The sequence below is a fragment of the Ralstonia sp. RRA genome, assembly GCF_037023145.1.
Lineage (GTDB): Bacteria > Pseudomonadota > Gammaproteobacteria > Burkholderiales > Burkholderiaceae > Ralstonia.
Map to the genome: position 1 here is coordinate 1,461,164 of NZ_CP146091.1, position 24,315 is coordinate 1,485,478.

General features: G+C 60.9%; 22 protein-coding genes, 1 tRNA gene and 1 pseudogene. 13 read left to right on the forward strand and 11 right to left on the reverse strand.

The features are described from left to right. Window positions 1-5: 5 nt before the first annotated feature. Window positions 6-449, forward strand: coding sequence for a type II 3-dehydroquinate dehydratase (gene aroQ / locus V6657_RS07315; RefSeq protein WP_048932583.1), 444 nt, complete (start codon window positions 6-8; stop codon window positions 447-449). Between the two features lie 207 nt (window positions 450-656). Here aroQ and V6657_RS07320 read toward each other — a convergent pair whose 3' ends face one another. Next, window positions 657-1,136 (reverse strand): hypothetical protein, encoded by a 480-nt coding sequence (locus V6657_RS07320; RefSeq protein ID WP_048932582.1) that lies wholly within the window; start codon window positions 1,134-1,136, stop codon window positions 657-659. Window positions 1,137-1,768: 632 nt separating this feature from the next. Then, on the reverse strand, window positions 1,769-3,001 hold the full coding sequence (locus V6657_RS07325) for a hypothetical protein (RefSeq protein ID WP_048932581.1): 1,233 nt from the start codon (window positions 2,999-3,001) through the stop codon (window positions 1,769-1,771). A 700-nt stretch (window positions 3,002-3,701) separates the two neighbouring features. Here V6657_RS07325 and V6657_RS07330 point away from each other — a divergent pair. The 4 genes and pseudogenes from V6657_RS07330 (at window position 3,702) to V6657_RS07345 (ending at window position 7,910) form a co-directional block, all read left to right on the forward strand. Then, window positions 3,702-4,760: a helix-turn-helix transcriptional regulator gene (locus V6657_RS07330; protein ID WP_248694685.1), complete on the forward strand. Its 1,059-nt coding sequence runs from the start codon at window positions 3,702-3,704 to the stop codon at window positions 4,758-4,760. Window positions 4,761-4,780: 20 nt separating this feature from the next. Further along, a pseudogene (locus V6657_RS07335) lies at window positions 4,781-5,032 on the forward strand (IS3 family transposase); the annotation flags it as partial. A 1,159-nt stretch (window positions 5,033-6,191) separates the two neighbouring features. Further along, window positions 6,192-6,899 (forward strand): DUF6680 family protein, encoded by a 708-nt coding sequence (locus V6657_RS07340; RefSeq protein WP_248694686.1) that lies wholly within the window; start codon window positions 6,192-6,194, stop codon window positions 6,897-6,899. Window positions 6,900-7,460: 561 nt separating this feature from the next. Further along, the gene (locus V6657_RS07345) at window positions 7,461-7,910 is read left to right on the forward strand and encodes a hypothetical protein (protein WP_048932577.1); all 450 of its coding nucleotides are present in this window, start codon (window positions 7,461-7,463) and stop codon (window positions 7,908-7,910) included. Window positions 7,911-8,445: 535 nt separating this feature from the next. On the opposite strand, the gene V6657_RS07350 is transcribed toward V6657_RS07345, so the two are convergent. Further along, window positions 8,446-8,522 (reverse strand) — tRNA-Arg (locus tag V6657_RS07350). Between the two features lie 657 nt (window positions 8,523-9,179). Here V6657_RS07350 and V6657_RS07355 point away from each other — a divergent pair. Next, window positions 9,180-9,383, forward strand: a complete 204-nt coding sequence (locus tag V6657_RS07355; RefSeq protein ID WP_048932576.1) for a hypothetical protein — start codon at window positions 9,180-9,182, stop codon at window positions 9,381-9,383. Window positions 9,384-9,395: 12 nt separating this feature from the next. On the opposite strand, the gene V6657_RS07360 is transcribed toward V6657_RS07355, so the two are convergent. The 3 genes from V6657_RS07360 to wrbA are packed head-to-tail and all read right to left on the reverse strand — an operon-like array spanning window position 9,396 to window position 11,797. Then, a complete protein-coding gene (locus V6657_RS07360; RefSeq protein ID WP_048932575.1) occupies window positions 9,396-10,808 on the reverse strand; it encodes an FAD-binding oxidoreductase in 1,413 nt (470 codons plus the stop codon). A gap of 6 nt (window positions 10,809-10,814) precedes the next feature. Beyond that, the gene (locus tag V6657_RS07365) at window positions 10,815-11,207 is read right to left on the reverse strand and encodes a DUF2069 domain-containing protein (RefSeq protein ID WP_048932574.1); all 393 of its coding nucleotides are present in this window, start codon (window positions 11,205-11,207) and stop codon (window positions 10,815-10,817) included. Next, window positions 11,204-11,797 (reverse strand): NAD(P)H:quinone oxidoreductase, encoded by a 594-nt coding sequence (gene wrbA, locus V6657_RS07370; protein ID WP_021194699.1) that lies wholly within the window; start codon window positions 11,795-11,797, stop codon window positions 11,204-11,206. Before wrbA ends, V6657_RS07365 begins: the two co-directional genes overlap by 4 nt. A 79-nt stretch (window positions 11,798-11,876) precedes the next feature. Between wrbA and V6657_RS07375 the strand changes: the two genes are divergently transcribed. Then, window positions 11,877-13,199 carry a YihY family inner membrane protein gene (locus V6657_RS07375; RefSeq protein WP_048932573.1) on the forward strand — a complete coding sequence of 441 codons (1,323 nt, stop codon included), beginning with the start codon at window positions 11,877-11,879 and terminating at the stop codon, window positions 13,197-13,199. Between the two features lie 4 nt (window positions 13,200-13,203). Here the strand turns inward: V6657_RS07375 and V6657_RS07380 are convergent, their stop codons facing one another. Genes V6657_RS07380 through V6657_RS07390 form a run of 3 tightly spaced genes read right to left on the reverse strand, consistent with a single transcriptional unit; the run spans window position 13,204 to window position 15,717 of the window. Then, entirely contained in the window at window positions 13,204-13,521 is a 318-nt protein-coding gene (locus tag V6657_RS07380) for an Mpo1-like protein (RefSeq protein ID WP_048932572.1), read from the reverse strand. Between the two features lie 31 nt (window positions 13,522-13,552). After that, the gene (locus tag V6657_RS07385; protein WP_048932571.1) at window positions 13,553-14,383 is read right to left on the reverse strand and encodes an alpha/beta hydrolase; all 831 of its coding nucleotides are present in this window, start codon (window positions 14,381-14,383) and stop codon (window positions 13,553-13,555) included. Beyond that, on the reverse strand, window positions 14,383-15,717 hold the full coding sequence (locus V6657_RS07390) for an O-acetylhomoserine aminocarboxypropyltransferase (protein ID WP_048932570.1): 1,335 nt from the start codon (window positions 15,715-15,717) through the stop codon (window positions 14,383-14,385). Before V6657_RS07390 ends, V6657_RS07385 begins: the two co-directional genes overlap by 1 nt. Window positions 15,718-15,956: 239 nt before the next feature. Here V6657_RS07390 and V6657_RS07395 point away from each other — a divergent pair, with 239 nt between their 5' ends. From V6657_RS07395 to aroC, 4 genes are all read left to right on the forward strand, one after another. Continuing rightward, window positions 15,957-16,412: a CBS domain-containing protein gene (locus tag V6657_RS07395; RefSeq protein ID WP_048932569.1), complete on the forward strand. Its 456-nt coding sequence runs from the start codon at window positions 15,957-15,959 to the stop codon at window positions 16,410-16,412. Between the two features lie 94 nt (window positions 16,413-16,506). After that, on the forward strand, window positions 16,507-18,414 hold the full coding sequence (locus tag V6657_RS07400; RefSeq protein ID WP_048932568.1) for an MFS transporter: 1,908 nt from the start codon (window positions 16,507-16,509) through the stop codon (window positions 18,412-18,414). 91 nt (window positions 18,415-18,505) lie between these two features. Next, window positions 18,506-18,919 (forward strand): FKBP-type peptidyl-prolyl cis-trans isomerase, encoded by a 414-nt coding sequence (locus V6657_RS07405; RefSeq protein ID WP_021194692.1) that lies wholly within the window; start codon window positions 18,506-18,508, stop codon window positions 18,917-18,919. A gap of 98 nt (window positions 18,920-19,017) precedes the next feature. Further along, a complete protein-coding gene (gene aroC / locus V6657_RS07410; RefSeq protein WP_048932567.1) occupies window positions 19,018-20,118 on the forward strand; it encodes a chorismate synthase in 1,101 nt (366 codons plus the stop codon). Between the two features lie 65 nt (window positions 20,119-20,183). Here the strand turns inward: aroC and V6657_RS07415 are convergent, their stop codons facing one another. Next, complete coding sequence (locus V6657_RS07415; RefSeq protein WP_048932566.1) at window positions 20,184-21,869, reverse strand: electron transfer flavoprotein-ubiquinone oxidoreductase; 1,686 nt, start codon at window positions 21,867-21,869, stop codon at window positions 20,184-20,186. 222 nt (window positions 21,870-22,091) lie between these two features. On the opposite strand from V6657_RS07415, the gene V6657_RS07420 reads away from it, so the two are divergent. Next, window positions 22,092-22,877 carry an SDR family oxidoreductase gene (locus tag V6657_RS07420; RefSeq protein ID WP_048932565.1) on the forward strand — a complete coding sequence of 262 codons (786 nt, stop codon included), beginning with the start codon at window positions 22,092-22,094 and terminating at the stop codon, window positions 22,875-22,877. A 20-nt stretch (window positions 22,878-22,897) separates the two neighbouring features. On the opposite strand, the gene V6657_RS07425 is transcribed toward V6657_RS07420, so the two are convergent. Then, on the reverse strand, window positions 22,898-23,443 hold the full coding sequence (locus tag V6657_RS07425) for a LuxR C-terminal-related transcriptional regulator (protein ID WP_048932564.1): 546 nt from the start codon (window positions 23,441-23,443) through the stop codon (window positions 22,898-22,900). 166 nt (window positions 23,444-23,609) lie between these two features. Here V6657_RS07425 and V6657_RS07430 point away from each other — a divergent pair, with 166 nt between their 5' ends. Beyond that, window positions 23,610-24,311, forward strand: a complete 702-nt coding sequence (locus V6657_RS07430) for a CoA transferase subunit A (protein WP_021194687.1) — start codon at window positions 23,610-23,612, stop codon at window positions 24,309-24,311. Window positions 24,312-24,315: the final 4 nt, after the last annotated feature.

The following is a 24,315-nucleotide window of genomic DNA, read 5'->3' on the forward strand; positions in this document are numbered from 1 at the left end:
TTTGAATGAAGCGCATCCTGATGCTGCACGGCATCAATCACAACATGTTCGGTAAGCGTGACCCCGCCCAGTACGGGACCATCACGCTGGCCGAGATCGACAGCAAGTTGCAGGCCCTGGGCGACGAGCTCGGCGTGCAAGTGGAATCGTTCCAGACGAACAGCGAAGCGGCGATGTGCGAACGCATTCATCGCGCCTTCGAGGAAGGTCAAGACGCCGTGCTGATCAACGCAGGCGCCTGGACGCACTACAGCTACGGTATCCGCGATGCGCTGGCGATTCTCACGTGTCCGGTCGTGGAGCTGCATATGTCCAATATCCACGCGCGCGAGCCCTTCCGTCATCACTCGGTGTCTGCTGACATCGTCAGTGGGCAGATCTGCGGGTTCGGGGTTCAGAGTTACCTCCTGGCCCTGCGGGCGGCTGCCTCTGCGGTCGATCATGCGTAGCCAGAGGTGTAGCTCCTGAGCTGAGTATGCGTGCGCCTGAAACAAGGAGCCAGCGCAGGTCACCACCAATAAACGCCCAGCGCCGACAGGATGACGAAGATGGCAATAGCCGTTGACTTCGCAGTCCGCGAGCGATGGCCTTCGGCCAGAAGCAATCCCATCAAAAAAGCCGCCTAAGGGCGGCTTTTTTGATTCATAGAGCAACCGTCAACTCACTCCACCGCTGCCTCCTTCTTTCTTCTTCACGCCATTCCGACTAAACCGCCCGGACAGTGCCTTGCGCGCCGTATCCAGTCCTTCGCCTTTGCCGGCACGCTTGAGGAAGGCATATCCGTCCAACGCAGCGCTCATTACGTCGCTGCCCAATGCTAGTTGCGAGTCTGACATGCGTTCGCAGAGCTTTTTCAAGCGGTCCAACCTTGGGCGCAGCGCATCGAAGGCGACGAGGTCGCGACGGACTTCGGGTAGGCCGAAGTTGACCGGCAGCACGTTGGGATTATTGCCCAGCACATCCAAGGCCGTGCGGGCGAATGCTTCGGATTTACCACCCATCTTCACGGCCCGCCTGCGTTGGGCGGGGGATAGGGCGATCAAGCCAGTAAGTCGGTCTTCCAGCGTTTTCAGTGCAGTGTCGATGGCGGTTAGGTCAGCCGCTGCAATCTGAAGCGAAATCATATTCTGTGGCATTGCGTTTCTCATGAATGGACTGGCAATGTCATGCCAGGAGGCATAACCGCATGAGATTGGCGGTTGTGGTATCCGTCCGCAAGGTAAGAGGGGGTCTTAGATCGAAGAATCCGAAAATTCCTATGCGGAGGATGATGTTCAGTGCGTGAGTCTTTTTTCGGGGTGCCCTGGGCTCAGAGCTCGACGCATGAGTTATTTTTCTCGGTGCTCCGAGTTCAAGGCTCGACACGCGAGTTATTTATCTCGGTGCTCCGAGTTCAAGGCTCGACACGCGAGTTATTTATCTCGGTGCTCCGAGCTCAAAGCTCGACATGCGAGATATTTTTCTCTGTGCGCCGAGTTCAAAGCTCGACACGCGAGATATTTTTCTCGGTGCCCCGAGCTCAGAGCTCGACGCGTGAGTATTTTTTCTCGGCGTGTGACTCTTTATAACTTGACGGTCGGGGTCCGGAGGTGGGCGATTGAAAGATTGACGCTGGATGCCCTTAGCTACAGCACGGCGGCCACCGTGCAGCGCTTCGGCAACCTGCAAGGCCAACGACGTCGATACGTATCAGTATCTCGTTGCCACATGCACAGCGCCGCCGATGACTACGAGGCGCTGCTGCCAAGAGGATCAAGCCCTCAATCGTCTAACACACACCCGGGATAGCGGCAGGGTGCGCGCTGTTAGGATGGAAATTGTGGCAACTGTCGTAATATCCACCATTTGTTGGAGGGGTGGTCGGGTTAGGGGCATCTTCGGATGCTCCACCGGGAAGTGGCTCGGACGGTGTACTGACCGCGATGGATTTCTGATCCTCTTTTTGATACGTCGTGCAGCTCACGTTGCTGATGTCTACCGCAGTTGCGTCCGTGCTGGTTCCCCAAAGCGTTTCATGATCGGTATTGCGCCCGATCAGTTGAAAATATGCCGGCGTGTAGGTGGCCCCATTGCCCGGGCCGGATGGCCCCCGTGCAATCCAGTTGTAGGAGACCTTCGAGCATGTAACGGAACTGACTGCTTTGACCGACGCTTTCCAGTAGTTCCCTTGTTTGCTGAAGCTCTCTTGCACTACGCTGCCAACGCAAGAGCCCATCGGTATGTCGAAGCTACAGCCCGCACCATTAGCGGTTTGGTCCTCCGGCTGATAGATGTCAGTACTCAGAAGGCTAACGCTGCCAGAGGACGACGCATAACTGAACGTGTCCTCTTGGATCTGTCCCGTTGCGGTCAGCAACTGGACTACCAGCGTCGACCCATCGACACGTGACAGGTTGCCTTGTGGCAGTCCCTTTGACTTGTAATAGCTATCCAGAGCCGCTTGCTCGCCAGTCAAGAGCCGGATATTGTTCCTGTCGAATTTAAACGGAGGCGGGCTGCCAATCGGATTCAGAGTCACAGATGACGGAGTGCCGTACCTTGTTCGTGCCTCCCACTGAACTGATCCTGTCCCGCTGGGAATAGCACGTACATCCAACTGATCGAGAAGTGCGTCGACGCCTGCGTGATTGGTTGGGAACGGCGTCGAGATGAAGCTTAGGGTGCTAGCGTCGACGTTAAGTGCGGTGATCGCAGGCGCTAGCTGTGATTTCAGAAGGTTGTTGAAGCTATCAATCTTTGCCTGCGTGATCTGGGTCTTCGAGATCAGTGCCGGATTGCTCCAAAGTGTCGAAACGGCATTTGGCATAACCATGCCGCCAGCGATGTAGGTGCTGAACGGCGTGATGTTGGCCGTTATCGTTCCATCAGCCTTAGTGGCTACAACGCTGTACAGCACAGTCTTCCCATCCCGAGATTCCCCGCGCAGTAGGTATGGCGCTCGGAGATAGGTGACATCAAAGGTGTACTGGCCGCTGGCATCCGTGGAGGTCTTGTACACCATAGACGGCGTGCTAGCAGATACCAGATACACCGTGCCAAGAATTGGAGCGCCAGATGCCAGTACCCCGCTGATTACGTTCTTTCCAGTTTGGCTCCCCGTCGAGGGGCTTGTGGTGTTCGTACCGCTATTTGCGCTATCACCTGTGCCCCCTCCACATCCCGCGATTGCGAGAGATATGACGGTTGCAAGGCACGTGATTTGAGTTTTGAGCACGGTGATTCTCCCTGGACTTGTATGTTGTACCTAGCTGCCGACTTAGATGGCGTACCCGTAAGAGAGTGGGCGGCATATCATCGGAACGCGACGCCAGCCTTGAGGGTCAGGCTGTCGGCTAGCTGATCCCACCCGTCACTACCGTCGTCATATAGGTAAGGGTTGGGGTAGGACCAGCTACGGCGGCAGTTCAAGGCTATCTGCGCCCGATTGGGCGTTCATCACCAAATTTGGGGATGTCGACGCTGAGGCATTGAACGAATATCCAGTCCGTGGTTTGTTGCTCTTGAACCATTGCTGACACCCTGCCGAAGTGGGGGTCTTTAAACGACTTGGAGGTCTGGTCACCTCTGCTACGCTGTTTCTCGACCGCTTGAGGGTCGGACGAAGCAAGGCAGACAGGGCTTGTGTGCCCCGTCAAAGCTACGCGCTAGAAGAGGTAGTCGGGGAGGGAATCGTGTCGTCAGCGGTGTACTTTCGACGCGCCATGGAGGCCGTCGAGCAGATTTCTGATGAGACTCCGCCATGGGAAGACATCCTTTCTACGGCGCGTGATCTGATTGGCGCAGATGGCGGATCGCTCATCATGATGGATGGTCGTGGCAATCTACTGAATCTGAACTATGTGAATGTTTCTGATGTTCAGGTTACGGAATATGCGACGTACTTCCACAAACTTGATTTCATATCGAGTGCCTCCATTAATTTTGCTGCTGGCACATGGCTGGATAGCAACGAGTTGTTTCCACGAACGCAGCTTCGACGTACCGAGTTCTATACGGATTTCCTCCACAAGCATCGCAACGAGCAAATTGTGACCTTGCTGCTCGAACGGAGCGCTGAACGTCGAACAGGAATCAGCTTTCAGCGATCGTCCGTTCAGGACGGCGCCGGGGAAACGCTATCGCAAGGAACAGTCGGTACCTATTTCCGCTCTTTCATGGCCGCACTCGGGCGGCGAGGTCAATCGATGGCCAACAATCTCAAGCTGGTGGAAGACGCCTTCGCTGCATTGGATGAGGCTACGTTTCTTCTAACGAGTTCGGGCATTGTTCTGCACCCTTCTGGTCTCGCGAAATCGCTATTGGACAATCCTCGCGGCCTCAGCATCAAACAGGGCAAGCTGTGGCATCAGAATCCCGCTGTCCTGAGCAACTTGTCGAAGGCAGTCGCGGCGACCTTGCAGAGCGGGCAACGGTCCAGAGTCACGGTTTCATTGACCTGGGGCGAGGCGTTGAGCTTGGATTTCGCTGTGGCGGATTCGCGCATCCGGCTTTCTAACGAGCCATTGGTGTTTGTTCGGATGCGTCGCAACAGCGTATTGAGTGAAGCAGATGCTGACAATCTGATCGCAACGTTCAACGTCACCAAGGCAGAGGCGAGGGTGTTGGCAGGGCTCGTCGGAGGGCTTGCGCCTTCAGAGCTTGCCATTCAGAACGGTGTTTCGGAGCACACGGTGCGATCGCAGATCTCCAATCTGAAAAGAAAGATGCACTGTAGTCGGATCGTTGATCTCGTGAAGCTAGCCTTGCTTGCACAAGGCTGAGGGTTGCAAGCGTTTTGAGTTACCGGCGATTGCAGGTGCTGCTGGAGCGCGAGGGCATTCATGCGAATCACAAACGCGAGGCTGGCTTGGCTGTGCGGCGCCGGCGGCGACGTCACGGCGTGATGGTCGAGCGCGAGCCACTGACTGTGCCAGCCGCGCCGAACGAGGTCTGGTCGATTGATTTCGTGATGGGCGCACTATCCAGTGGGCGCCGCCTGAAGTGTCTGACTATCGTTGATGACTTCACGAAAGAGGCGGTCGACATCGTCGTGGACCACGGCAGCCTCACGAGTGCGGCGGTCGGACACTTGAACGCCTGCTGTTGGGAGAAGCCAGGGGGCGTCCACAATACTCTACCGACCAAGAGCAGCCATTCCTTTGACCTCAGAACCCTCTACCCAGCTTGTCGGATATTTGTGTGTGCGATAGCCTGCCCAAGACTATGACCATTCAAATACCGGCTCCACTAGCCAAAACAAAGAACGACCTCTATGCGGCGCTAATCGCCGTAGGAGTAGGGCGAGGGTTTGCGGCTATCCCCGAGTTTCGCCTGCTGATACCGGAGGCGAAGAGCCGACCGAGGAAAAAGAACATTGACTTGGTGTGGGCAAGCCGCAAGGACGCTTGCAATCAGGGCGAGCACATCCAATGCAACAACCTATGCCACTGGGAAGTGATTGCGGCGTTCGAAATCGAGGGGTGCAACGTTGCTCCCGCGCGCATCAAAGAGCATCGTAGTGATTTTGCATGGCTTCGCGCAAATGGGGCATCAAGCCTGATTGGGGCCGTAGCACTATAGTCCACATGCAGAACGGATGCTGTCTCTCTACGGGCCAGACTATGCCGAGCATAGGGCGTTACTGCCGGGGCTGGCGGCATGTTTGGCGGCATTCGGTATCACCCTGGAGGGCATGCCGGAGCACAGTAGGGGCTTGTACGCAGCGGACTTAGAAAAACAGGCCGACGAGCTAGAGGCGGTAAGGCAGCGGATGCGGGACGCGGGGAAAATTTAGCTTGATACGGCAAGCTAACGCATCGTGAAAAAAGCGTCGTTAAACGCTAAATCATAGGTTTGCTTGCTGAATCCGGGATTGTCCTCAAACACTTTCGCTCGTAGCGAATCCTGTTCCGGGCGCTTGTCAATGACGGCGCAAACATAGGTAAGCGCGCTTTCTCTTAGCCGCCTGACCTGCGCGACGGCGTTTCTAAGTTCCTCCTGCGTCTTGGCCGGGTAAATATCGGCTAGAGGAAGCTCGTCGGATGAGCGTGTCCGCATGAAAACCGAAAGCAGCGCCGCCGGTCAAGAAGGCCATCGCCTATACCTATACCGAAGTGTGGATGCGGGACGGTTTGAAGCGGATTTACTTCTAAGGGCTCGATGGGTCACTGCCTGATAGACTTCCTCGCGTGCGCAAAACGAGGGGCACAAAAATGCCGATGGGGTTGAATGAATGGCTAATGGTTGGGTCAACTTTGCTTGGGCCGGTGCTCGCGGTTCAAGCCCAGAAATGGGTGGAGCGTGCGCGGGATGCTAGCAATCGCCGCACATGGCTTTTCACAACCCTCATGGCGACGCGGCAAGCGCGCTTGTCCATCGAGCATGTCAGAGCGCTCAATTCCATCGACTTAGCGTTTTACGGGCGGCGCATTCTTGGTTTCGTCATTCGCGGGGCACGTGCCCAAGCGGTGCTTGATGCATGGCATGACTACCACGCGCACCTAAGCCTTCCTATCGAACGCCGCCCTCAAAATGAGGCAGAGCAGCGTGATTGGAACGGGAGGGGCGATGAGCTGTTTACGAACCTCCTTGACCGGCTTGCGACGGCTACCAACTTTAAGTTCGACCGCGGCCAATTGAAGGCGGGCAGCTACTCTCCGGAAGCGCACGGCACGGTCGAGCTTGAGCAGCAGGCTATGCGAAGCCTTACGCTCGATATCTTGCTGGGCAAAAAATCGCTTCCGATGGAAGTAAAGGCTTGGCCAGTCGACGCCGAATTGGTTGCGCAGCAGCGGAACATGCAAGAACAGCTTGTCGACAATCAAAAGGCGGTATTGGGGCAGTTGGTCGAAATATTGAACAGGCTGACTGAGGGGCAAAAGGCTGCCGCCGTCGATACCGATGCAGAAAAGTCGCCGTAGCAATTCAACCGACCATGAAGGCCGTGCGCCGCCGTAGAATCACATTGGATGGCGGCGCTAGGGTGCCCCCACGTCTGCCATGGGCGGCTCCTAAGGGGGGCATACAATCTCTACGCCCTCAACGCAGACGACCGCGCGTTAGCCTCGATTTTTTTGGTCGCAAAAATAAGTGTTAAAAATCAATTACTTAAAAGCGTGCCGAAACCGGGGGTTCGACCATGCGCCGACGCAAGCCAACGCGCACGGCGCTGAAAATCGTGAGTGGCAACCCAGGCAGGAGTGCGTTGCCGAAAGACGAGCCTGCGCTGGTGGCCGGAGCGAAGGCGCCGGCTTGGCCGGCGCCCTTAAGGCCGCTCCCGAGTGTCGAAAGCCCAGACGGACGAGAACAAGAACCCGTTTGCCGACTTGGTGAAGAAGCCCCGTGTTAGCGGGAAGTCGCTGTCTAAACCAAAGGTGGAGCCGCTAACAATCGGCTAGGCCGAAGCTAATTCTTCTGACGGATGGCGCTCTCATCTTCCAAAACCGAAGCTTGCAAAGCAGGAGACTATTGGGGGGGGCTATATGGGCGGGGAGAAATGGATCACTGTTGCCAGTGCTGTGCTATTGAGCGCATGCGCTTCCACGGTGGTTGAACAGCGCTATTTCAAATCGTACGCGGTCGGTCAAGAGGTGACCGCAGCAACCGGAAATGCCATGCTTGTCGACCAGAATGGGCACGTTACCAATCAGCGTGTGTGGGTCGGGATTCTGAATTCTGCCGATGGATGGAAGAATACGGAAGAAGTATCGGCGGACTACTATCGAAAAGAACTAATTTATTCTGGGATTTCTGGATCAACGGTTGAGCTTAACTATCGGGAATTCAGGGGCGGTTACGCTGCTCAGGCCTTTTATCAAAGTGTGAAATACGACCTTTCGCAATCGAATACGGTTCGTTTCCAGAATTTCACTATTGCCATTCTTTCTGCTGATAACCAGCAAATAAGATACAAAATTCTCAAAGACTACTAAGCCCTACCGCCGCCATGGCAGCTTCATCACCACGACCCGCTCAACTTGCGCAAGTTGCTCAACTTCTCAGCATGAGCAACATTGGCGGGTTGGCGAAAGGCGAAGTTGGAGCACTATCGACAGTACGTCGCCGCGCTGTGGGGAATGGTGCAAGGCAAGGCGATTACTGCTGACGCGCAAGCGCGCTATGCAGACGCCGTTAATACGCTGACGCTTGTTGCACCACCCTCAGTGCTGAGGGCGCTGTACGCTTTCCAAGACGAGATTTCATATCGCAACACGCAACGCAGCGATGAGCGCCACGACCAGTTGGTAAACGTACTGTTGCGACAAATGCGTCGCGATGTTCGCCCCCCGCAGCGAGGCGGCGATGGCCCCGAGCCGTCTATCCGGCTTTTATCTGTGCCGTCGGTACGGGTGTCAGCGAAGCGGGGCGCCGAACATCATTGATGAAATCCGCTTACAAGGCGGTTACATGTCTGAATATCGGTGCGGAATTGTTTGCAGGTGCTAACCCATGAAGAGTTGCAGTGTTTGGCCTGCCCAGAGGGATTCGAACCCCCGACCGTCGGCTTAGAAGGCCGATGCTCTATCCAACTGAGCTATGGGCAGATGTGTGCGCTGCCCAGGCAGGTTAGCGACGAACGGCCTCCGGATGCCTGGGAGGCCGCGATTCTAACAGATGGCGGATGCCAAAAACCGCGGCGCGCTAGCGCTGGGGCGGGATTTCCGGCGGTACTTCGCCCGGAGGCAGCTCGATCGGTGGTGTCAGCGGTTCCGGGTCATGAACGGGATCGTGGGACGGCTCGTCCGGCGGCGGCATCTCGGGTGGTGGATGCGGCGGAGGCTCGTGCGGTGTCGGCGGCGTAATGTGCGCGCGCAAGCTCAACTTGGGCTGGGCGGAAGGCATGGATGGCTCCGTGACAGTGCAATGAGGTCGGTTTGACCCCAATCAGTCCGCAAGCGTCGTTCCCACGCATCATCCAAATGGTGATACCTAAAATACATACCCCCCATTAGGGGGATTCTTTGATACATTTCGTGGCGTCGGGTAGTGCCATAACAAGTAACGATTCAACTCGAAATTCCGCGCAATGACGCGGAACGCTGTGCCTACACACGCCAAAAGGGCGTGACGGATGTCTTTTTCGGTTCCGACCAGACGGGAAAACGGGAGTCTTGTTTGGGCAGCCTTGGGAAGCTGCTGTGTTTCGCCGGCAACAGGGAGCCAGGCGAGGCGTCAGCCATGGGGCAGGGAGGAAACGAAGAATGAGTACACGTCACGCACGACGCCCGGCAGGGGCGTCGCGGTCCACGTATGTCCGCAACGCCCAGAGTGGGCGCATTGGCGACCGTTCCAACGCCGCAGGCCATCGCCTGCCGCCCAGCGGCGTGCCGCGCCTGCTGCTGTGGCTGCTGGCGGCGACGATTCTCTTTGCCGCGGCAAACTACACGTTCAAGCTGCTCGGCTAACACCGACGCGGTTTACAACACCTTTCCCGGATTCATCAGGCCGCGCGGGTCCAGTGCCTGCTTGATCGCGCGCATGGCTGCCAGTTCGACCGGGCTCTTGTAGCGCGCGTTGTCTTCTCGCTTGAGCTGGCCGATGCCGTGCTCGGCCGAGATCGAGCCGCCATGTGCATGCACGCTGTCATGCACGATGCGGTTGATGCCGTCCTGATGCGCCAGGAAAGCGTCATGCTCATGCCCTTCGGGCGGCGACACGTTGTAGTGCAGGTTGCCGTCGCCAAGGTGGCCAAAGGTCACCATGCGGATGTCGGGGTAGGCCGCCGCCAGCGCGCGGTCGGTCACGTCGATGAAGTCTGCGATGCGCGAGATGGGCACGCCAATGTCGTGCTTGATGTTCTTGCCTTCATCGGCCTGCGCCAGCGGGATGTGCTCGCGCAGGTTCCAGAAGTCGCGCGATTGCGCCACCGATTCCGCCACCGCCGCATCGTCGATCACGCCGCGGGCCAGCGCGTCTTCCATCAGCGCCTCGAACAGCGCACGGGCGTGTTCTTCGCTCTCCAAGTCGGACAGTTCCAGCAGCACGTACTGCGGATACGCCTGTGCAAAGGGCACGCGCAGTTGCGGATAGTGCTTGCGCACCAACTCCAGACAGAACGCCGACATCAACTCAAAGCCCGTCAGCAGCGTGCCCGCATGGCTTTGTGCCAGCGACAGGAATGCCAGCGCCTGACGCGGCGATTGCAGTGCCGCCAGCGCCGTCACCTTGGCGCGCGGCTGCGGAAACAGCTTCAGCGTCGCCCCGGTGATGATGCCGAGCGTGCCTTCCGCGCCGATCAGCAGATCGCGCAGGTCGTAGCCGGTGTTGTCCTTGCGCAGGCCGCGCAGGCCGTTCCATAGCTCGCCGTTTGGCAGCACGGCTTCTATGCCGAGGCACAGTTCGCGCGCGTTGCCGTAGCGCAGGACGGCCGTGCCGCCCGCGTTGGTCGCCAGGTTGCCGCCGATGGTGCAACTGCCCTCGGCGGCCAGGCTCAGCGGGAACAGGCGATCGGCCGCGGCTGCGGCCTGCTGCACGTTGGCCAGAATGCAGCCGGCATCCACGGTGATGGTGTTGTTGATCGGGTCCACCGCACGTACCCGCTGCATGCGCTGCACCGAGATGACGACCGCGTTGCCTTCCATGTCAGGCGTGGCGCCACCGCACAGGCCGGTGTTGCCGCCTTGCGGGACCATCGGCACCGCATGCTCACCACACAGCCGCACCAGCGCAGCCACCTGCAAAGCATCGGCCGGACGCAGCACCGCACGAGCGCGGCCAGTGAAACGCTTGCGCCAATCGGTCAGATAGGGTGCCTGGTCTTCCGGCGCTGTCAGGACATACGCGGCGCCGATGGCGTCAACGCAGGCTTGCAGAAACGCATCGTGGGTCATGGCAGGTCAGGTGCTCTCTTTGGCGCGTGCTTTGGCCGCACGCTTGAACGGGCGCAGATAGAAAATCGTCGCGAAGAAGAACGTCACGCTGAGCACAACCTCCACCCACGCCAGCGATCGCGACAGGCCGGCATCCGACGTTGCACGCACGATGCCCTCGGTGAATAACAGCAGGATGAACATCGACGCCCATTGCATCGTGTAGCGGTTCTTGCGCAGCACGCCAGGCAGCGGCCAGGCCAGCAGCAACGCCTTGAGCGCGAGCCACGAACCACCCGGGCGCACTGGCGCGAGCCACAGTTCCCACGCGGCACACAGCACGATCAGCGCGATCAGGCTGCAGACACTCAGCACATGCAGTGCCCGGGATTCGACAACAGGTTGATCGGCGAGCGTCATGCTGCGAGCTTCAGGGCGGTCTGGGCAAGCCGGCGGCCCATTGCGGTGGCGAGCGTGCGCTCGTGGGCGGTCAGCGGTGCGGTGTCACCTCGATGCGCGACATGTGATGGCCCATAGGGTGTGCCGCCGGCATCGGTGGAAAGCAGTTCGCTCTGTTGATAGGGCAGGCCAAGTACGACCATGCCATGGTGCAGCAGCGGCAGCATCATCGAGAGCAGGGTGGTTTCCTGCCCGCCATGCATGCTGCCCGTGGAGGTGAATACGCAGGCGGGTTTGCCGGCCAGCGCGCCCGACAGCCATTGCGGTGTGGTGCCGTCCAGAAAGTACTTGAGCGGGGCGGCCATGTTACCGAAGCGCGTGGGCGAGCCCAGTGCCAACCCGACGCATTCCTCCAGATCGCGCACTTCCACATAGGGCGGGCCGCCATCGGGCACGTCAGGCTGCGTGGCTTCACACACGGTGGAGACGGCGGGCACGGTGCGCACGCGCGCCTGGGCGCCGTCCACGCTTTCAATGCCTTGCGCGATGGCTTCGGCCAACGCGCGGGTGCTGCCATGACGGCTGTAGTACAGGACCAGGATATCTTTCATAACAAAGCGTTGAGAGCGTCGCGGTATTATAGTTGCGCCCCCCAATCTCCCTCATTGGCCTTGCGCCGCTTCATTCTTCATGCTTTTTGATCTCCGTGCGCTTCGTCAATGGAATGCCGCCAAGCTGCGTGCGCTGTCGCGTTATGCGCTGCGCCGGGCGGGCGAAGACAGCTTGCCGCAGGTGGCCGGCAGCCTGACGTTTACGACGGTGCTTTCGGTGGTGCCGATCCTGACGGTGGCGTTTGCGCTGTTCACGGCGTTTCCGATGTTCAAGAGCTTTCGTGCGGACATCGAAGGCTACATGTTCAGCAACCTCGTGCCTGGCAATATCAGTCGGCCGATCCTCACGTATCTGAACCAGTTCTCCACCAACGCCAAGGGGCTGACGGCTGCGGGCCTGATCGGCTTGGTGGTGACGTCGGTCATGACCATGCTGACGGTCGAGAACGCGCTCAATGCCATCTGGCGCGTGCGCCAACGCCGGCCGTTGGCGCAGCGTGTGCTCGTGTTCTGGGCATTGGTGACGTTCGGCCCGGTGCTGATCGGTGCGAGCCTGTCGGTCAGCTCGTACATGGTGTCAATTTCAGCGGGCTATGTGCACAAGCTGCCGTTCGGCCTCGGCGTGATCGTGGGTGTGGTGCCGATCCTGCTGTCGGCGATTGCGTTTGCGATGCTTTATGTCTTTGTGCCGAACACCTATGTGGCGCGGCGTGACGCGTTTCTTGCGGGGCTCATTGCCGCCGTGGCGTTTGAAGTCGCCAAGCGCATCTTTGGTTCCTACGTGGCGCACATTCCCACGTACACCGCGGTGTATGGCGCGTTTGCGACGCTGCCGATTTTCCTGACGTGGATCTATGTGAGCTGGCTGGTCACCCTGCTGGGCGCGACCATTGCATCAACGTTGCCGATCATCCGCCAAGGCTACTGGCAGCGGCGCACGTTTCCGGGCAGCGAGTTCTTCGATGCGCTGGGGGTTCTGCTGTTGCTGTACCGCGCACGCGAACAGGCGCCGCGCACGGTGGCTGAACTCGAGATCGGACGGCGTCTGCAATTGGAGGCGGAATATCTGGCTGACCTGCTGGCCAAGCTCAAGGCGCTGCACCTGGTCGGCAAGCTGCAGCAGGATCGCAGCGAAGCACATTGGGCGCTGCTGTGCGACGCCCATACGACCACGTTGCGTCCGCTCTATGAAAAGCTGGTGCTGAACCTGCCTCGCCTGCCGCGCACGTCGCTGGCGCGGCTTCTGGGCGATACCCAGGCACTGGCCGCTCAATTGCATAATCCCGCGCTCGACAGCACGCTGGAGAGTGTGTTCGCCACTGGTGAGCGCGGTATAGCAGCCGCCAGCCAGGCTGCTGCCCCAGCGCCGATGTCGACGGTGCCGGCTGCAGCTCGCGCCTGACCACTCAGAACGGGATCTTTCCCGTCCAGATATCGCGATACATCACCCAGTCGCCCATCAGGCTGTAGATCGGGTGACGAAAGGTGGCGGGCCGGTTCTTTTCAAAGCCGAAGTGCCCGACCCACGCAAACGCATAGCCGCTGACCGCCGCACCGAGCAGCCACCACAAGTTACCCGTGAAGATCAGCAGGATCAGGCACACCAGGGCGATGCTCGAACCCGCAAAATGCAGGCGCCGGCAGGTGCGGTCCTGGTGCTCGCCCAGATAGAACGGATAGAACTCGGCGAAGCTGCTGAAGGTGGGGTGCTCGGTGGTGGCCATGGTGCGTCTCCTGAATCCTGACGGGGCGCAGTTACGCGGCGGCGGTGGCCGGCTCGCGTTCGCGCGCAAAGGCGATCAGCGCATCGAGCGTGCCGTCCGGACATTCTCCCATGACCGCGTGCCCGCAAGGCAGACCCACCATGCGGCTGCCAGCCAACCCGGCAGCCACCTGACGGCCTGCTTTGGCCGGCGTCATCTGGTCTTTCTCACCAACGATGACGAGTGATGGGCACTTCACTGCAGCCATGGCCTCGGCACCGCGCGTATAGCCATTGCACGCCGAAAAATCCGTGTGGAAGACGGGGGCCTCGGTGCCGCGCGCCACGCGTTCCATCAGCCGCTGGCTGCCGCCGTGCATCCAGAAGCCAGGGCCAGGTGCCGACGGCTTGTTGGCCAGGCTGGAATGCGACCAGACGTTCACCATGTCGATCGCACTGGCGGTGTTGTTGAGCGCCGCGTCAAGCAGCGCATCCGACACCTTCATCGGCCGGGCGGTGGCCACCAACGCAATGCGGCGCACGCGACTTGCGTATCGCGAGGCGCACTCCAGCGCGATCAGCGAGCCCATGCTGTGCCCGACCACCATCACCGGTTGCGTGACACCCGCGGCTTGGACGAGCGCCATTACCCAGTCGGCCATGGCCTCCACGGTTTGCAGGGGCGCACCACCGCTGCGGCCGTGTGCGGGCAGATCAACCGCCAGCACACTGAAACCGTGGTGCGCAAACCAGCGGGTCTGCAGCCCCCAGACCGAATGATCGTTCTGCGCGCCATGCACGAACACCACGCACGGCAGCGCCGGATTGAACGGCTTGCCACCGGTGTAGGCGTAAGCGCGTTCGCCTTGTACGGTCCATTCCATCAGCGGGCTCCGGTTGCGTTGGATGCGGCTTTGCCAGGCGCGGCCGACATCGCGCGCTCGGCGGCTTTCAGGCCGCGCTTCAGATCGTCGATCAGGTCGTCGGCGTCTTCCAGGCCAATCGACAGGCGGATCGTGCCTTCGCTGATGCCGGCAGCGGTCAGTGCATCGGCGTCCATGCGGAAGTGCGTGGTCGATGCCGGGTGAATCACCAGCGAGCGCGCGTCGCCCACGTTGGCCAGGTGCGAGAACAGGCCGAGCGATTCAATGAATTGCTGGCCGGCACGCCGATCACCGCGCAGGTCGAAGCTGAACACGGCGCCAGCGCCATGCGGTAGCAAGCGCTTGGCCAACGCGTGGTCGGGGTGCGATTCCAGTTCAGGGTAGGCCACCGACGCCACCATCGGATGGCTCGCCAGGAAGGTGGTGATGCGGCGGGTGTTCTCTACGTGGCGAGCCATGCGCAGCGGCAGCGTTTCGATGCCTTGCAGCAACTGCCACGCCGCCATCGGATTCATGCAGGCGCCGAAGTCACGCAGGCCCTCGCGGCGGGCGCGCAACAGGAAAGGGGCGACGGTGCTTTCCTCGGCAAACACCATGTCGTGGAAGCCCGCATAGGGCTCGGTCAGCTCTGGGTGTTTGCCCGCTGCCACGTAGTCGAAGGTGCCGCCGTCGATCAGCACACCACCGATGGTCGTGCCGTGCCCGCCCAGGAACTTGGTCGCCGAGTGGTAGACCAGGTCTGCCCCGTGCGCGAACGGCTGCAGCAGCCACGGCGTGGTGAAGGTCGAGTCGACCAGCAGCGGCACGCCCGCATCATGCGCAATCGATGCAATGGTCGGGATGTCGAGCACATCCAGCCCCGGGTTGCCGAGCGTCTCGCCAAACAGCAGGCGCGTGTTCGGACGGATGGCCGCGCGCCAGCCGTCGATGTCGCCGGGCTTGACGAAGGTCGTCTCGATGCCGAAGCGGCGCAGCGTGTAATGCAGCAGGTTGTGCGAGCCGCCATACAGCGCCGACGAGGCGACGATATGCGAGCCCGCGCCCATCAGCGTGACGATGGCCAGGTGCAGCGCCGCCTGGCCAGAGGCCGTGGCGATGGCACCGACACCGTTCTCAAGCGCCGCCATGCGTTCTTCGAACACGGCGACGGTCGGGTTGGAAATGCGCGAGTAAACGTGACCCGCGCGCTCCATGTTGAACAATGAGGCGGCGTGTTCGCTATCGCGAAACACGAAGGACGTGGTGAGATGGATGGGCGTAGCGCGCGCACCCGTGGCCGGGTCGGGCGCGGCACCGGCATGCAGGGCCAGCGTGTCGAAGCGGGCTTTGGACATGGATTCAAGCACCGAATGAGGGTCGAGACGGCGCATGCTAGCACTGCTCCCTGTTGCAGTGCATCCCGGGCAAACGCCGAGCGGGCGCGGTTTTTGACAGGTTTTTTCTGCCGCATTTTTTGTGCATGTGCTTGTCGACGCCCTTGGATTTGGGCTAGGATCGAAACACAACCATAACGACAACCCGCGCGCGGTCGCCCCCCGGCAGACTGGCACCCCAATACCCTGGGAGACGCAATATGAAAGTCAGCGACATCCTTCACGTGAAGGGCAACACGCTCTACACCGTGGCCCCGGAAACCAAGCTCCAGGTGGCGGTGCAGACAATGGCGGAGTACGACATCGGCTCGCTCGTGGTGATGGAGTACGGCGAGCTGGTCGGCATGCTGACCTTCCGCGAAATCATCAAGGTCCTGGCCAAGGGCCACGGCACGGTGGGCGAGGGCACCACCATCCGCAAGGTGATGGATGACCACCCGCTCACCTGCACGCTGGAAACCGACGTCAATGAAGTGCGCCGCATGATGCTGGAGCGCCATGCACGCTATCTGCCGGTACTCGACAACCGCACGCTGATGGGTGTGATCTCGTTCTACGACGTCGCCAAGGCGGTGTTTGAAGAGCAGAACTTCGAGAACAAGATGCTCAAGGCGTACATTCGCGATTGGCCGGAAGAAAAGGCCAACGAAGACTGATCTGCACGCCGTCTTCACTGCACACCCGAAACCCGCCCGCCGTTGCGAGCGGGTTTTTTGTTGAACCCGATTTGAACCAGGATCGCCCCAGTCGATGAGCCAATCGAGCCAGTTTTCCCTGCTCAAGCAGCGCCGTTTCGCGCCGTTCTTCTGGACCCAGTTCCTGGGTGCCATGAACGACAACGTGTTCAAGGTGGCGTTTTCCTCGCTGGTCACGTACCACGCGGCGCTGTTTGGCAATACGGACCCAGCATCGGCGGCGTTCCTGATCTCGGCGATCTTCATCGCGCCTTTCGTATTGCTGTCGGCCACCAGCGGGCAGATTGCCGATCGCATGGACAAGGCCCGGCTGATCCGTCTGGTCAAGACGCTGGAAATCGCCATCATGGCGATCGGTTGCACGGGCTTTGCGCTGCGCCATGTCGAACTGCTGTATCTGTGCACCTTTCTGATGGGCGTGCATTCAACGCTGTTCGGGCCCGTGAAGTACGCGTATCTGCCGCAGCATCTGCAGTCGTCCGAGCTGGTGGGCGGCAACGGGCTGGTGGAAATGGGCACCTTCGTCGCCATCCTGATCGGTACGATCGGCGGCGGGGAGTTGGCCAACTACACGCGCAATGGCGAACTCATTGGTCCCACGCTCACGGGGATTGCCTGCCTGGTCATTGCCGTGAGCGGCTGGCTGACAGCGCGCGGCGTGCCGGTGTCGCCGGCCTCGCAGCCGGATCTGCGCATCAACTGGAACCCAATCTCCGAGACGTGGCGCAATCTGAAGCTGGCCAGCAACCAGCGCGCCGTGTTCCTGAGCCTGATGGGCATCTCGTGGCTGTGGTTTGTGGGGGCGACGTTCCTGACGTCGTTCTTTGCCTTTGCACGTAATGTGCTCGGTGGTGACCAGAACGTGGTGACCCTGCTGCTGGCGGTGTTCTCGGTCGGTATCGGGCTGGGGTCGGTGCTGTGCGAGAAGCTCTCGGGGCGCACGGTGGAGATCGGCTTGGTGCCGTTCGGCTCGATTGGCATGACCGTGTTTGCGGTGGACCTGTATTTTGCCTCGCATGCCGAAGCGCTGGTCGCGCACGATGTGCTGACAGGCATTTCCGGCTTCCTGCAGAACCACCGCCACTGGCGCGTGCTGGCGGATCTGTTCCTGCTGGCGATGTTCGGCGGCTTCTACAGCGTGCCGCTGTATGCGTTGATTCAGAGCCGCTGCGAGCCGACGCACCGTGCCCGCATCATCGCGGCCAACAACATCCTCAATGCACTGTTCATGATCGCCTCGGCCGTGCTGGCGATGGTGCTTACGCACGCCGGCTTCACGATCCCGCAGTTGTTCCTGGTCACCGGCATCCTCAATGCCGTGGTGGCGATCTACATCTACACGCTGGTGCCGGAGTTCCTGATCCGCTTCGTGATGTGGCTGCTGATCCATACCGTCTACCGTGTGAAGGTGGAGGGTTCGGAGCGCATTCCCGACGAGGGTCCGTGCCTGCTGGTCTGCAACCACGTGAGCTTTGTCGATGCCGTGGTGGTGGGCGCCTTCGTACGCCGACCGGTGCGCTTTGTGATGGACCACCGCATCTTCAAGGTGCCGGTGCTGTCGTGGTTCTTTCGCACGGTCAAGGCGATTCCCATTGCGCCGATGCATGAAGACCCCGAGATGCTCAAGCGCGCTTACGACAGCATTGCCGAGGCGCTGGCGGAGGGTGAGGTGGTCTGCATCTTCCCCGAGGGCAAGATCACGGCCACGGGCGAGATGAACCCGTTCAAGGAAGGCGTACGTCGCATTGTTGAACGCACGCCGGTGCCGGTGGTGCCGATGGCGCTGCGTGGCCTGTGGGGCAGCTTCTTCTCGCGCCACGGCGGCGCGGCAATGACGCGGCCGTTCCGGCGCGGTTTCCTCAACAAGCTGGAGTTGTGTATTGGTACGCCGGTGCCGGCGCAGGCGGTGTCGCCGGAAGGGCTTCAGGCTGCCGTGCTGGCGCTGCGCGGCGAGTGGCTCTAACGGTTGGCGCCCCATCGGAATTCGATACACTGCCGGTTGGCCCGCAACCGGCCTCGTTTTTTCCTATCCCCCAACTCTCCCGTTATCTGCCATGAAACTCGCTTCCCTGCTGCTGTGCGCTTCGTCGCTTGCCCTGGTTGCTGTTAGCGTGCAAGCCGCATCGCCCGCCAGCGAAACCTTGCCCTCCGGTGTGATCGTCCAGACCCTGACCAAGGGCACCGGCCCGTCGCCCAAGGCCAGCGATACGGTCAAGGTGCACTACCGCGGCACGTTGACCGACGGCAAAGAGTTCGACAGCTCCTACAAGCGCGGCCAGCCGATCTCGTTCCCGCTGAACCGCGTGATTCCGTGCTGGACCGAAGGCGTGCAGAAGATGCAGGTGGGCGGCAAGGCCAAGCTGACCTGCCCGGCGGCGACGGCTTACGGCGAGCGCGGCGTGCCCGGCACGATTCCGCCCAATTCCACGCTGAACTTCGAGGTGGAACTGCTTGGCATCGGCGGCTGATCGTCGGTCGCCAATGCGCGGCTTTACAATAGTGGTTTCCTGATGTCCCGTGCCGCCGCTTTGGCGGCACATTTCTGCGCACAATCGCGAGCACGATCATGTCTGGCAATACCCTGGGCCTGCTGTTTTCCGTCACCACCTTCGGCGAGTCGCATGGCCCGGCCATCGGCGCTGTCATTGACGGCTGCCCGCCGGGCATGACGCTGTCGGCCGAAGACATCCAGCCCGATCTGGACCGTCGCAAGCCCGGTACGTCGCGCCACGTCACGCAACGTAAGGAAGAAGACCTCGTCGAGATTCTTTCCGGCGTGTACGAGGGCAAGACCACCGGCACGCCCATCTGCCTGCTGATCCGTAACACCGACCAGCGCAGCAAGGACTACAGCAACATCGTCGAGACCTTCCGCCCTGGCCACGCCGATTACACCTACTGGCACAAGTACGGTGTCCGCGACCCGCGTGGTGGCGGCCGTTCTTCGGCACGGCTGACGGCACCCACGGTGGCTGCAGGCGCGGTCGCCAAGAAGTGGCTGCGCGAGAAGTTTGGCGTGGAAATCCACGGTTTCATGTCGCAATTGGGCGATATCCAGATTCCGTTCATGGACTGGAACGAGGTGCCAAACAACCCGTTCTTTGCGCCGAATGCGGAGATCGTGCCCGAGCTCGAAACCTATATGGATGCGCTGCGCAAGGACGGCGATTCCGTCGGTGCGCGCATCGAGGTGGTGGCGACCGGCGTGCCGGTCGGGTGGGGCGAGCCGCTGTTCGATCGCCTGGACGCCGACATCGCCCACGCGATGATGGGCCTGAACGCGGTGAAGGGCGTCGAGATTGGCGCTGGCTTCCACGCAGTCGCCCAGCGTGGCTCGGAGCACGGTGATGAGCTGACACCGGAAGGCTTCGTCGGTAACAACGCGGGCGGCATTCTGGGCGGCATTTCGACTGGCCAGGACATCTCCGTATCCCTGGCGATCAAGCCGACGTCGAGCATCCGCACGCCGCGCCGCTCGATCGACAAGGCGGGGGATCCGGCTGTGGTGGAAACGTTCGGCCGTCATGACCCCTGCGTGGGCATCCGCGCGACGCCGATCGCCGAGGCATTGCTGGCGCTGGTGCTGATCGACCATGCGCTGCGCCATCGCGCGCAATGCGGCGATGTGTCGGTGGAGACACCGGCCATTCCGGCGAAAGCGTCGTAATACGTTTCACGCAGGCAACAAAAAAGACGGCTTCAAGCCGTCTTTTTTGTTGGGCGCTCGCCAGCTTACATGCCGACGTAGTTCGGACCGCCGCCGCCTTCCGGCGTAACCCACACGATGTTCTGCGTCGGGTCCTTGATGTCGCAGGTCTTGCAGTGCACGCAGTTCTGCGCGTTGATCTGCAGGCGCTCCTTGCCTTCGTCGTTCTTGACGAACTCGTACACGCCGGCCGGGCAGTAGCGCTGCTCGGGGCCCGCAAATTGCGTCAGGTTGATGCGTGTCGGAACGGTCGGATCCTTCAGCGTCAGGTGGGCGGGCTGGTTCTCTTCGTGGTTGGTGTTCGAGATGAACACCGACGAGAGGCGATCGAACGTCAGCTTGCCGTCCGGCTTTGGATATTCGATCTTCACGCACTCCGCTGCAGGCTTGAGCGATTGGTTATCCGACTTCGTGCCGTGCAGCGTCCAAGGCGGGTTGTTGACGCCAATCTTGGGCAGCAGCCATTGCTCGATGCCGGTCATGATCTTGCCCAGCGTCGGGCTCTTCTTGAACCACAGCTTGAAGTTGCGCGACTGGTCCAGCTCTTCCTTCAACCAGCTCTGCTCGAAAGCGGCGGGGTAGGCGGACAGCTCGTCTGCGGAGCGGCCAGCCGTCACGGCGTCGAATACGGCTTCGCCGCACATCATGCCGCTCTTGATGGCGGCGTGGCTGCCCTTGATGCGCGCAGCATTCAGGTAGCCGGCGTCGCAGCCGACCAGCGCACCACCCGGGAATACCGTCTTCGGCAGCGCCTGCGGCGTACCGTTGTTGATCGCGCGGGCACCGTAGCCGATGCGCTTGCCGCCTTCGATATGCGCGCGGATGGCCGGGTGGGCCTTCCAGCGCTGCATTTCTTCGAACGGGCTCATCCACGGGTTCTTGTAGTCCAGGCCGATCACGAAGCCGAGCGTGACCTTGTTGTCTTCCAAGTGGTACAGGAAGCCGCCGCCGAAGGTGTCGTCTTCCATTGGCCAGCCTGCGGTGTGGACCACCAGGCCGGGCTTGGCCTTGGCCGGGTCGATTTCCCACAGTTCCTTGATGCCGATGGCGAAGGTTTGCGGGTCCTTGCCGGCGTTCAGCTTGTACTTATCCAGCAGCTGGCGGCCCAGGTGACCACGCGCGCCTTCCGCGAAGATGGTGTACTTGCCCAGCAGCTCCATGCCGAGCTGGAAGTTCTCAGTCGGCTCACCATCCTTGCCGATCCCCATGTTGCCCGTGGCGACACCGCGCACGGCACCCTTGTCGTCGTACAGCACTTCCGCTGCAGCAAAGCCCGGGAAGATTTCCACGCCCAGCGCTTCGGCCTGCGTGGCCATCCACTTGACCACGTTCGACAGCGAGATGACGTAGCAGCCGTGGTTGTGGAAGTTGCGCGGCACCAGCCAGTCGGGTGTACGCTTCGAGCCGGTTTCGCTCAGGAAGAGCACATCGTCACCAGTCACGGGCTGGCTGAGCGGGGCGCCGTCGGCCTTCCAGTTGGGCAGCAGTTCGGTGATGGCACGCGGGTCCATCACGGCGCCCGAGAGAATGTGCGCGCCTGGCTCGGAACCCTTTTCCAGTACGACGACGGACACGTCCTTGCCGGTCTCGGCGGCGCGTTGCTTGATCCGGATCGCCGTCGCCAGGCCAGCGGGGCCGCCGCCGACGATCACAACGTCGTACTCCATGGACTCTCGGGGACCGTACTGTTCGAGGAGCTGCTGCTGGTTCATAGATGTCTCGTCGCTTGTAGGGCGTTTGCTTATTGGTATGGCGGATTGCTGCATTAGAATTTCCCGCATTGTCGGGGACACGCCCGCATGCGGCAAGTGAAATTTCTGAACGATCGTTCGATTTTTTGCTAAGCTGCGCCGACTTCACATGCCGAGACCGCCTGCAGCGGGCCTCGCGTATGCCAAACCACACGCGAAACCAACATACGGGGATCACGCATCATGGGTCTGTCGATCAATCTGGAAGGCAAGGTTGCGCTGATCACCGGCGCATCCAGTGGCCTGGGGGCGCGTTTCGCGCATACGCTGGCGGCTGCCGGTGCCAAGGTCGTGCTGGCCTCGCGCCGCGTCGAACGCTTGAAGGAGCTGCGCGCCGACATCGAATCGAAGGGCGGCAGCGCTCACGTCGTGCGCCTGGATGTGACGGACCCGGACAGCATCCGTGCCGCGATCGCCCATGCCGAAACCGAGGCGGGCACCATCGACATTCTGGTCAACAATTCGGGTGTGTCGACCACGCAGCGTATGGTGGACGTGACGCCGGACGACTTCGATTTCGTCTTTGACACCAACACGCGTGGTGCCTTCTTCGTGGCGCAGGAAACGGCCAAGCGCATGATTGCGCGGGCCAAGGGGGCGGAAAAGAACGGCTCGCCGTTGCCGCAGTCGCGCATCATCAACATCGCGTCGGTGGCGGGGCTGAAGGTGCTGTCGCAAATCGGCGTCTACTGCATGAGCAAGGCCGCCGTGGTGCATATGACCAAGGCCATGGCGCTGGAGTGGGGGCGTCTGGGCATCAATACGAATGCCATTTGCCCGGGCTACATCGACACCGAGATCAACCACCACCACTGGGAAACCGAAGCCGGCCAGAGGCTTGTGCAGATGCTGCCGCGCAAGCGCGTGGGCAAGCCGGAAGACCTGGATGGGCTGATCCTGCTGCTGGCATCGGATCAATCGGATTTCATCAACGGCGCAGTCATCAACGCTGACGACGGGATGGTCTAAAGGGTTTAGCCCTTGGGGGCTCAGTGCCCCATCAGCCGCTGCACCAGCTCCAGCGAGGTGCCGGCGGCGTACTTCTTCATCAGCCGCGCGCGGTAAATTTCCACCGTGCGCGGGCTGATCTCCAACTGCTTGCCGATCTGCTTGCTGGTCTTGCCTTCGACCAGTTGTGCGGCGATGTCGCGCTCGCGTGGCGTGAGTGCCGCCGTGACTGGCCTGTGCGCTGACAGATCCTCGAACGTCCAGATGCCATCACCGAGCGGCTTGGTGCGGTCCAGCGCGCGGCCCGTGACATGGCACCAGAACAGCTCACCGTTTGCGCGCTTCATGATGCGCTCGTCCGAGTAGCTGCCGCGTGCGTTCATGACGGGGATGATGCGTGCGCCGGTGCGCTCGTATTCATCGTGTGTCGGATAGAGCAACTCAAACGATTGCCCGATCATCGCGGCGCGCGCGTGGCCGAAGATGCGTGCGGCTTCGTCGTTGACGTCGAGCATCACGCGCTCGCGTGACATCGCCATGCCGACCGGGGCGAGCTGGAACGCGGTCTGATAATCGAGTGCGGGCATGGGATTAAGCCTTATGTAGTCGTACGTATTGCTGCGTTGCGTGACGCTTGCGTATTCTCGCCAGATTGTATCGTTACTATTTTCCGGCGCTGCATCGCACAAACCCCAACTGTGTGATCGGTCAAAATCCTGCCGGATTCGTTGGACCACCAAGGAAGGAGCACGCATGAACAAAATCTTCGCCAGCGCCAGCGAGGCGCTCGCGGGCGTCGTCAAAGACGGCCAGACCATCGCCGTGGGCGGCTTCGGCCTGTGCGGCATTCCGGAGGCGCTGATTGCCGCGCTGCGCGATTCGGGCGTCAAGAATCTCACTTGCATCTCCAACAACGCCGGCGTTGATGGTTTCGGCCTGGGGCTGCTGCTGGAAACCCGCCAGATCAAGAAAATGATTTCGTCCTACGTGGGCGAGAACAAGGAGTTCGAGCGCCAGTACCTGGCCGGCGAACTCGAGCTGGAATTCACCCCGCAGGGCACGCTGGCAGAGAAGCTGCGCGCTGGCGGCGCCGGCATCCCGGCGTTCTTCACCAAGACCGGCGTCGGCACGCTGGTGGCCGAAGGCAAGGAGCTGCGTGAGTTCGACGGCGAAACGTATGTCATGGAACGCTCGCTGGTGCCCGATGTGTCGCTGGTCAAGGCGCAAGTGGCAGACAAGTCCGGCAACCTGCGATTCAACCTGACGGCACGCAACTTCAACCCGGCTGCAGCGACCGCCGGCAAGATCTGCATCGTCGAAGTGGAAGAGATCGTTGAAGTGGGCGAGCTTGCACCGGACGATATCCACCTGCCCGGCATCTACGTACAGCGCATCGTGCTGAACGCGACACCCGAGAAGCGCATCGAAAAGCGCACCATCCGCGCAGCCAACTAAGGAG

What these genes read in the sequence shown, in the direction of transcription:
- aroQ (WP_048932583.1), top strand. Translation starts at nt 6, where the DNA reads ATGAAGCGCATCCTGATGCTGCACGGCATCAATCACAACATGTTCGGT.
- V6657_RS07320 (WP_048932582.1), bottom strand. Translation starts at nt 1,136, where the DNA reads ATGCCACAGAATATGATTTCGCTTCAGATTGCAGCGGCTGACCTAACC.
- V6657_RS07325 (WP_048932581.1), bottom strand. Translation starts at nt 3,001, where the DNA reads ATGGTGTACAAGACCTCCACGGATGCCAGCGGCCAGTACACCTTTGAT.
- V6657_RS07330 (WP_248694685.1), top strand. Translation starts at nt 3,702, where the DNA reads ATGGAGGCCGTCGAGCAGATTTCTGATGAGACTCCGCCATGGGAAGAC.
- V6657_RS07340 (WP_248694686.1), top strand. Translation starts at nt 6,192, where the DNA reads ATGCCGATGGGGTTGAATGAATGGCTAATGGTTGGGTCAACTTTGCTT.
- V6657_RS07345 (WP_048932577.1), top strand. Translation starts at nt 7,461, where the DNA reads ATGGGCGGGGAGAAATGGATCACTGTTGCCAGTGCTGTGCTATTGAGC.
- V6657_RS07355 (WP_048932576.1), top strand. Translation starts at nt 9,180, where the DNA reads ATGAGTACACGTCACGCACGACGCCCGGCAGGGGCGTCGCGGTCCACG.
- V6657_RS07360 (WP_048932575.1), bottom strand. Translation starts at nt 10,808, where the DNA reads ATGACCCACGATGCGTTTCTGCAAGCCTGCGTTGACGCCATCGGCGCC.
- V6657_RS07365 (WP_048932574.1), bottom strand. Translation starts at nt 11,207, where the DNA reads ATGACGCTCGCCGATCAACCTGTTGTCGAATCCCGGGCACTGCATGTG.
- wrbA (WP_021194699.1), bottom strand. Translation starts at nt 11,797, where the DNA reads ATGAAAGATATCCTGGTCCTGTACTACAGCCGTCATGGCAGCACCCGC.
- V6657_RS07375 (WP_048932573.1), top strand. Translation starts at nt 11,877, where the DNA reads ATGCTTTTTGATCTCCGTGCGCTTCGTCAATGGAATGCCGCCAAGCTG.
- V6657_RS07380 (WP_048932572.1), bottom strand. Translation starts at nt 13,521, where the DNA reads ATGGCCACCACCGAGCACCCCACCTTCAGCAGCTTCGCCGAGTTCTAT.
- V6657_RS07385 (WP_048932571.1), bottom strand. Translation starts at nt 14,383, where the DNA reads ATGGAATGGACCGTACAAGGCGAACGCGCTTACGCCTACACCGGTGGC.
- V6657_RS07390 (WP_048932570.1), bottom strand. Translation starts at nt 15,717, where the DNA reads ATGTCCAAAGCCCGCTTCGACACGCTGGCCCTGCATGCCGGTGCCGCG.
- V6657_RS07395 (WP_048932569.1), top strand. Translation starts at nt 15,957, where the DNA reads ATGAAAGTCAGCGACATCCTTCACGTGAAGGGCAACACGCTCTACACC.
- V6657_RS07400 (WP_048932568.1), top strand. Translation starts at nt 16,507, where the DNA reads ATGAGCCAATCGAGCCAGTTTTCCCTGCTCAAGCAGCGCCGTTTCGCG.
- V6657_RS07405 (WP_021194692.1), top strand. Translation starts at nt 18,506, where the DNA reads ATGAAACTCGCTTCCCTGCTGCTGTGCGCTTCGTCGCTTGCCCTGGTT.
- aroC (WP_048932567.1), top strand. Translation starts at nt 19,018, where the DNA reads ATGTCTGGCAATACCCTGGGCCTGCTGTTTTCCGTCACCACCTTCGGC.
- V6657_RS07415 (WP_048932566.1), bottom strand. Translation starts at nt 21,869, where the DNA reads ATGAACCAGCAGCAGCTCCTCGAACAGTACGGTCCCCGAGAGTCCATG.
- V6657_RS07420 (WP_048932565.1), top strand. Translation starts at nt 22,092, where the DNA reads ATGGGTCTGTCGATCAATCTGGAAGGCAAGGTTGCGCTGATCACCGGC.
- V6657_RS07425 (WP_048932564.1), bottom strand. Translation starts at nt 23,443, where the DNA reads ATGCCCGCACTCGATTATCAGACCGCGTTCCAGCTCGCCCCGGTCGGC.
- V6657_RS07430 (WP_021194687.1), top strand. Translation starts at nt 23,610, where the DNA reads ATGAACAAAATCTTCGCCAGCGCCAGCGAGGCGCTCGCGGGCGTCGTC.